The 6198-nt window shown below is 63.2% G+C and carries 6 protein-coding genes; all 6 read left to right on the top strand.

The window, feature by feature from the left end:
- Nucleotides 1-2887: type VII secretion protein EccCb (gene eccCb / locus VGH54_RS17665; protein WP_331513371.1), on the top strand; the 2887-nt coding region annotated here is incomplete at its 5' end.
- A gap of 113 nt (nucleotides 2888-3000) precedes the next feature.
- Nucleotides 3001-4110 (top strand): type VII secretion-associated protein, encoded by a 1110-nt coding sequence (locus VGH54_RS17660; protein ID WP_331513370.1) that lies wholly within the window; start codon nucleotides 3001-3003, stop codon nucleotides 4108-4110.
- A gap of 86 nt (nucleotides 4111-4196) precedes the next feature.
- Nucleotides 4197-4523, top strand: coding sequence for a WXG100 family type VII secretion target (locus tag VGH54_RS17655; RefSeq protein ID WP_331513369.1), 327 nt, complete (start codon nucleotides 4197-4199; stop codon nucleotides 4521-4523).
- Between the two features lie 11 nt (nucleotides 4524-4534).
- Complete coding sequence (locus tag VGH54_RS17650) at nucleotides 4535-4840, top strand: WXG100 family type VII secretion target (RefSeq protein ID WP_331513368.1); 306 nt, start codon at nucleotides 4535-4537, stop codon at nucleotides 4838-4840.
- A 387-nt stretch (nucleotides 4841-5227) separates the two neighbouring features.
- Entirely contained in the window at nucleotides 5228-5671 is a 444-nt protein-coding gene (gene rplM, locus VGH54_RS17645) for a 50S ribosomal protein L13 (protein WP_331513367.1), read from the top strand.
- Entirely contained in the window at nucleotides 5668-6162 is a 495-nt protein-coding gene (gene rpsI, locus VGH54_RS17640) for a 30S ribosomal protein S9 (protein WP_331513366.1), read from the top strand. Before rplM ends, rpsI begins: the two co-directional genes overlap by 4 nt.
- Nucleotides 6163-6198 lie beyond the last annotated feature (36 nt).

Below are 6198 nucleotides of genomic sequence, written 5' to 3'. Positions count from 1 at the left end.
TGACGACACCGAACGAGTGAACAGCGCTGCCGGCAAAGCCATCACGACGCTGACGATCGACGACACGGCACTTGTTGGCACCCTGCGGTTGCGGGTGAGCGGCAGCGAAGTGGTCGTTGGGACATCGGTCGACGACGAAATCGCCGCACGACCGGATGTTATGAGTTACACCGCTGCGCTGGCGTGTGCGCAGCGGCTGGCCGGCTATCGGGCAAGCGCCAAGGATACGTCGAAGCCGACGGATTGGTCGGATCTGATCGGAATCGGCGATGTCACTTTCTTCGCACCGGAGCAACGTTGGACCGGCAGAACGCCAAACGATCGGCTCCGTGTTCCGATCGGGATCACGGTTGCGGGTGCACCGGTGGAGCTGGACATCAAAGAGGCTGCCGAGAACGGAATGGGGCCACACGGGCTCTGTATCGGGGCAACCGGTTCCGGCAAGTCGGAGTTCTTGCGAACAGTCGCTTTGGGGATGATGGCCTGCCATTCACCAGAGGATCTCAACTTGGTCCTCATAGATTTCAAAGGCGGCGCAACATTCGCAGGGCTAGAGCCGGCGCCGCATGTCGCCGCTGTCATCACGAACCTGTCCGATAAGGCGGCGTTGGTCAGGCGAATGCGTGATGCGCTGACCGGCGAGATGAATCGCCGCCAAGAAGTGCTTCGAGCGGCGGGCAACGTCGACGGGATCGCTGCCTATCGGCGAGCTCGGCATGCCGGAGCTCAACTACCGCCCCTGCCAACACTGTTCATCATCGTCGATGAGTTCTCCGAATTGCTGAGTCAACATCCAGATTTCGCCGACGTCTTTGTCGCGATCGGTCGACTCGGACGGTCGCTGGGCGTGCATCTGCTGTTGGCAAGTCAACGTCTCGAGGAAGGCCGATTGCGCGGCCTGGAATCGCATCTGTCCTATCGGATATGCCTTAAAACGTTGTCGAATAACGAATCGCGGACTGTTCTGGGCACGTCCGACGCTTATGAGTTGCCCAGCGTGCCGGGCGCTGCCTATCTGCGAGTCGGCACCGACGAATTGATCCGATTCCAGTCGGCGTACGTGTCGGGACCGTGCCGGGCCGATACACAGCGGGCGGCGGATGAGCTCATTTCGTTGGAGCGAGAAGAGAAGTTAGCCCCTGCCCGTCTATTCGCCACACAGCCGATCGGGCCGGTCAGCGTTGCCGGCCATACCGAGACGGATGCGGTCAACCGCCGCACTGTCCTCCAGGCCGTGGTCGAGCGGCTGTCGGGATGCGGTCCGCGAGCCCACGAAGTGTGGCTGCCGCCGCTCGGAGCGGCGCCGGGTTTGAGCACCCTGCTGGCCGGCGGTGAAGCGTTGTCCCCCTTGACAGTTCCGATCGGGGTCGTTGACCGTCCGTTCGAGCAGTGTCGGACGCCACTGGTCGTCGATTTGTCCGGAGCCGCAGGCAACGTCGCTATTGTCGGAGCACCTCAATCGGGTAAGTCGACAACGTTGCGCACGCTTGTCACCGCGCTGGCAGTCACTCACGATCCGAGCGCAGCGCAGTTCTACTGTCTCGACTTCGGTGGTGGGATGTTGGCATCTCTGCGAGAGTGGCCCAGCGTCGGGTCGGTCGCCGGACGTGCCGATCCGCCATTGACTCATCGCATGATTGATTGGCTCAGCTCACTCATTCGGTCACGCGAAATGCTCTTCCGCGACCACGAGATCGAATCGATCGCACATTATCGGCAGCTCAAGGAGAGCCGGGATCGACTGTGCGATCGCTTCGGCGACGTCTTTCTGGTTATTGACGGTTGGCCAAGCCTGACTCGGGAATTCGAGACCGTCGAAGCATCGGTGGCAGCACTTGCCGCTGACGGTCTGTCGTACGGTGTGCACGTCGTCTTGTCAGCGTCGCGTTGGGCTGAGATTAGGCCCGCGCTACGAGATCAGATCGGCACGCGAATCGAGTTGCGGCTCGGCGATCCTGCGGATTCTGAACTGGATCGACGGCGGGCTCACGAAGTTCCTGAGGGCAAAGCCGGTCGGGGCCTTTCCCACGATGGACTGCACATGGTCGTTGCGCTACCCACGCTTGATGGCGAAGATTCCAACGCCGACTCCTGTTGGCATCGCGACAGCTGGATTGCGCCGCCAATCCCGCTCTTACCCGCGCAGGTCGAGCATTGCGAGGTGATTGAGCGAGCAGGCGCACCTGAACTCAGACCTTTGGTCGGCCTTGAGGAGAGCGAACTGTGTCCGGTTGTCATCGATTTCGCGCAGCATTTACATCTGCTGATCCTCGGTGACAACGAGTCCGGAAAGACAGCCACGCTGCGCGTCATCTGCCGTGAGCTGGTGCGGACTACTACCGCTGCGCAATGCCAACTGTTCGTCGTCGATGTGCGACGTTCGCTACTTGGCGTCGTGCAGTCCGAATCCGGACACCTTGGGGGATACCTTGCTTCCGCCGATGCAGTCGGCGAGGTAGTGCCGCCCCTCATCGAGGAGTTGCGTCGAAGAATGCCCCCTCGGGATGCCACGCCGCTGCAGTTGCGTGAGAGGTCGTGGTGGTCGGGCCCAGAGATATACGTTGTCATCGACGATTACGACCTAATCGGCAGCGCTGGTGGCAATCCGCTGGCTTCGCTGTCCGAGGTGCTGCCGCACTCCAGAGACTTGGGTTTGCACGTGGTGGTGGCACGCCGTAGCGGCGGTGCAGCCCGCGCTATGTTCGAGCCACTACTCGGCGGGTTGCGCGATGCGGGTTCCATGACTCTGCTGATGAGCGGAAACCCGGACGAGGGGTTGACTATTGGGTCGGTACGCGCATCGTCCATGCCGCCTGGCCGCGGCACCCTGATTACTGGGCGCGGTAGCCCGCATCTGATCCAAGTCGGCTGGAGTCCGCCACCGTGAGGGCGCACATACTGGAGGTCGGCCCGACCGCGATCCGCCGATTATGTTGCGGGGGAGCCACTGTCGCTGATAGCGAGGCGGAAAGGGTTGCTTTCGAGCACATCGATGATCCGGTGACGCTGATCGACCTTCGTCCGGTCACCGTCGAATCGCTGTGGCGTTCGGTGTTGGCGGCAGCCGACTGCGGTACCGCCGAAGGGGTGATCGTCGTTCACCCGTCGTGGTGGGCGCCGGAGCGCGTCGACGTAGTTGGCGCGGCCGCGCACGTTCTTGTCGGCCCGGCTGTGCTGCGATCGCGGTCGTGGTTGTTGACGCACGCATCTCAAGCCAAGGCTGAGCATGCGACGTTGGTCGTCGAAATCGCTGATGATCTCGTGGCTGTGACGGGCGCCGCTATGGTCGCCCAGACTCGCCATCGGGACCAGCAGGCCGTCGCTGAAGCGGTCGTGCATTCCATCCTCACGATGGTGCCGGAGACCTTGCACGCGGTGGTCATCGACGCCCCGAGAACGGTGAGCGGCGCCCGCAGCTTGTCCGCTTTGATCGCCCGAGAACTTCAGAATTCCGGTGGCACTGTCGCCGTGCTGGAGATCGATGATATCGGCTTGAGAAAACTTGCCGGAGCGATTGTTCCGCTTGAAAGCCGTGACCGAGCGGCGACCCCCAAGGCCGTTTCGGCGGGTCTGCGCCGTAATCTCTGGAGACTCGCGTTGGCACTTGCGGTGATCAGCGTCGTGGTCGGCGTGGGCACATTGACACGTCACTCACCACCCCGCGGTCGTGACGACAGCATTCCGGCAACGTATGTCGTGGAAGGCCATGTCGCAGTCAAAGTTCCGGCTCAATGGCCGTTGCGACGCATCGTGACAGGCCCCGGATCGGCGCGGGTGCAGATCACCTCACCATCGGATCCGGAAGTCGCGTTGCACGTGACGCAGTCGCTGGTCGCGCTGCCATCTTTGGATGCGACCGCCGAGTTTCTCAAAACCGCGATCGACGCTGAACCTGCTGGAGTCTTCGTCGACTTCAACCCGGCGGGCCACAGTGCAGGCCGTCCGGCAGTGACCTATCGAGAGATCCGGTCTGGTCATGACATCCGGTGGACGGTGTGGGTCGACAAAACTGTCCGGATCAGCATCGGATGTCAAAGCCGTCAGGGCCACGACGAGGCCGTGGACCAGGAATGCGAGGTCGCGGTCCGGTCGGCTCGGGCATTGGAATGAATCTGGCGGGAACCAGATCGGATTAGGGGGCGTCTTATCTGTCGTTGGCGCGGCCAGGTCCGCGGCTGTTGGCAAGAGGGGAACACGTGAGCACTCCGACAGGTGGAAACGCGCTCAGCACCGACTTCGACCTCATGCGCTCGGTCGCTGCGGTCATCGATGCCCGCAATGAGGAGATTCGAGCGATGCTGCAGTCGTTCATCGGTCGCATGAGCGGAGTACCGCCATCGGTATGGGGCGGAATGGCGGCATGGCGTTTCAGGGATGTGGTGCACCGGTGGAACGCGGAATCGATGAAACTGCATCACGCGCTGCAGAGCATCGCGGAAACCATTCGCCATAACGAAGTCGCGCTACGCGACGCGGCCGACAATCATGCGCGTCACATCGGCGCTGCCGCCGGGAACCTGTGAGGCCACCGTCCATGGACCCGCGGCTGTCTTACAACTTCGACGAGATCGAATCGTCTGTCCGGCAGGAAATCCACACGGCTTCGGCGCGGTTCAACGCCGCGTTGCAAGAGCTGAAGGCGAACGTTGCGCCGCTGCAAGAGCTATGGACTCGGGAAGCTGCCACCGCCTACGGCGTCGAGCAGTTGAAGTGGCATCAGGCGGCCACCGCGCTCAACGAGATCTTGGTCGACCTAGGCAACGCGGTGCGCGACGGGGCCGATGATGTGGCGGCGGCCGATCACCGAGCGGCCGGCGTATGGGCACAGCGGGGCCGGTAATCACCGAAGACTCTGCGCGGTCCCGTCGGTAAGGAGAGACCGGCGGGACCGCGCAGTCATGTCCGAGAGGCGGGCGTACATTGCGCTCGATCGCGGGAATACGCGCACTGGCTCGTCAGCCACGGCGTACCTGTCCGCGATATCGCCGCTCTTCTGGAAATCTCGCCCCAGCGTGTCAGCCAACTAGCCAACTCTTGATTGGGTCATGCAGCGCTGCACCCGGATGACGCGTTTTGACCTGCGCGGATAACCGCCGGTAAGCTGCTCGGTTGGCGTGCGGTACGCCGGGACTCGGGTCAACGTCGGTCGCCGAGAAATCCCTTCCGCACACGCCTGACCGGCACCCGGGTCACCGGGATCCACCCGAGAGAAGAGAAGGTAAGCGCTGTGTCCACCTACGCGCCTAAGGCGGGTGACACCACGCGGACGTGGTACGTCATCGACGCCCAGGACGTGGTGCTCGGTCGCCTTGCCGTCGCGGCAGCAAACCTGTTGCGCGGTAAGCACAAGCCGACATTCACCCCTAACACCGACGGCGGTGACTTCGTCATCATCGTCAACGCCGAAAAGGTCGCCCTCAGCGGCGACAAACAACACAAGAAGCTCGCCTTCCGCCACTCGGGTTACCCCGGCGGGCTGAAGAGCCGCACGATCGGTGAGTTGCTGGACAAGCACCCCGATCGGGTCGTCGAAAAGGCGATCGTCGGCATGATCCCCAAGAACAAGCTCGGCCGCCAGATCAAGCGCAAGCTGCACGTCTACGCCGGTCCGCAGCATCCGCACGTTGCTCAGCAGCCGACTCCGTACGAGATCAAGCAGGTGGCCCAATGACAGAGACCGCAGGAACTGAGACCGAGGTCGTGGTCGAAGAAACCGTCGAGACCGCCGAGCCCGTCGAGGCCGCAGCGCCGGCCCCGCGGGAGGACATCGTCATCGAGCGCCCGATCCAGACCGTCGGCCGCCGCAAGGAAGCCGTGGTGCGGGTCCGCCTGGTGCCCGGCAGCGGCAAGTTCGACCTCGACGGCCGCTCCCTGGAGGCCTACTTCCCGAACAAGGTGCACCAGCAGCTGATCAAGGCTCCGCTGGTCATCGTCGATCGGGCCGAGAGCTTCGACATCTTCGCCCACCTCGACGGTGGCGGCCCGTCCGGCCAGGCCGGCGCGCTACGCCTGGCCATCTCGCGGGCATTGATCCTGATCCAGCCCGACGACCGGCCCGCGCTGAAGAAGGCCGGCTTCCTGACTCGTGACCCGCGTGCCACCGAGCGCAAGAAGTACGGCCTGAAGAAGGCCCGTAAGGCGCCGCAGTACAGCAAGCGCTGATCCAGGCGGCGATCACGGCCGCGTACCGGTTGGGTG

This window comes from Mycobacterium sp. (genome assembly GCF_036488105.1).
Classification (GTDB): domain Bacteria; phylum Actinomycetota; class Actinomycetes; order Mycobacteriales; family Mycobacteriaceae; genus Mycobacterium.
The sequence above is the reverse complement of the archived record's forward strand: the minus strand, read 5'-3'. Positions and strand labels throughout refer to the sequence as shown.